This window comes from Streptomyces niveus (assembly GCF_001723055.1).
Taxonomy (GTDB): Bacteria; Actinomycetota; Actinomycetes; order Streptomycetales; family Streptomycetaceae; genus Streptomyces; species Streptomyces niveus.
Map to the genome: position 1 here is coordinate 1 of NZ_MDCR01000558.1, position 1451 is coordinate 1451.

The 1451-nt window shown below is 70.0% G+C and carries 2 protein-coding genes and 1 pseudogene; all 3 read right to left on the minus strand.

Going from position 1 to position 1451, the window contains the following annotated elements:
- Window positions 1–269: LLM class flavin-dependent oxidoreductase (locus BHU15_RS38975; RefSeq protein ID WP_171908540.1), on the minus strand; the 269-nt coding region annotated here is incomplete at both ends.
- 97 nt (window positions 270–366) lie between these two features.
- Window positions 367–870 carry a flavin reductase family protein gene (locus BHU15_RS37540; protein WP_218028104.1) on the minus strand — a complete coding sequence of 168 codons (504 nt, stop codon included), beginning with the start codon at window positions 868–870 and terminating at the stop codon, window positions 367–369.
- 204 nt (window positions 871–1074) lie between these two features.
- Window positions 1075–1451: pseudogene (locus BHU15_RS37545) on the minus strand (hypothetical protein); the annotation flags it as partial.

Genomic DNA, 1451 nt, shown 5'->3' on the forward strand with positions numbered 1-1451 from the left:
CGCCCGCCGTGGTGACGATGTTCCAGCCGGCGCGACCGCCCGAGACATGGTCGACGGAGGCGAACCGGCGGGCGAGGTTGTACGGCTCGTTGTAGCTGGTGGACGCGGTGGCGATCAGGCCGATCCGGCTGGTGACACCGGCCAGCGCGGTCAGCAGCACGGTGGGTTCCAGGATGCTGGAGGGCCGTCGCCCGGGATCTCCGTGCAGGACGGGGCCGTCGGCGAGGAAGAGGGAGTCGAGTCTGCCGCGCTCGGCGATGCGGGCCAGGNNCGGTCATCAGGAAGGCGTTGAGGTGCAGGGGCTTGCGGTCCGGGTCGCGGGACATGGGTCCTCTTCTCCTCGGGGGCAGGTGTTCGGCGTACGGCTCAGAGCGCGAGGTAGTGGCCGTCGTGGAAGACCAGCGGGCGCCGGCTGTCGTCGTACACGGCGTCCTCGACACGGCCCACGACGATCCGGTGGTCTCCGGCCGGGACGATCTGCTGGACGCTCAGCCGCAGCCAGCCCGCGACGCCGTCCAGTACGGGCTCCCCGTCCGGCAGCCGGTGCCAGGCCGTCGGCGCGGCGAACCGGTCGATGCCGCTGGTCGCGAACGTCCTTGCCAGCGGCTCCTGTTCGGCGCCGATGAAGTTGACGACGGCGGACGACGCGCGCTCGATCGTCGGCCAGGAGGATCCGCTGAGGGCGATGCCGAACGACACGAGCGGCGGGGAGAGGGAAAGGGAGGTGAGCGAGGTGGCGGTGAATCCGACCGGACCCCGACCGGCGTCGGCGGTGACGACGACCACTCCCGCCGGATATCGGCGGAACAGATTCTTGAAGCGCTCGGGGGCAATGCCCGTGGTGAGCTGAGATGACACGGTGACAGTCAACGTCTCCCCCAGGAGGAAGGGCGGATGAGAGGGAAAAGGGCAGGCAGTGGCCGGGTGGGGCGACTGCGAGCGGGCCGGAGGCGAAGTCCGGTGAATTCGGCGGTGGACCGTGGCGCGAGGAGAATTCAGGCGCGACAACAGAGGCAGGGCATGTACCGCGAGATCCGCTGCCGAATGGTCATGAATTGATTGTCCGACGCGTCTTCAGGCCCGGTCAACAATGCAACTCCCTGAATTAACTCGGGGACCGGGCGAGGAATCCGGGGAATCGGCCGGGGCATCGATACGGGGCCAGGGAGCGAGCGGGTCCGCGTACAGCGCGCCCAGCGCCACGGCCGCGCCCGCCGTGGAGAGCACGCTGCCGGTGAAACTGCTTGCCACGACGGCCTGTTCGGGGTCGTCGCAGACGAGCGAGTGCTCCGCGACCGCCGTCCGCAGGTCGGCCAGGCAGTGCGGAAGCAGCCCCGTGCCGGGCTCGACGACCACGACAACCTCGGGGTCGAACATGTCCAGCAGCAGCGCCACGGCCCGGCCGACCAGTCTCGCCCTGCGGCGGAACAGCTCCAGCGCACGCGGCTCGC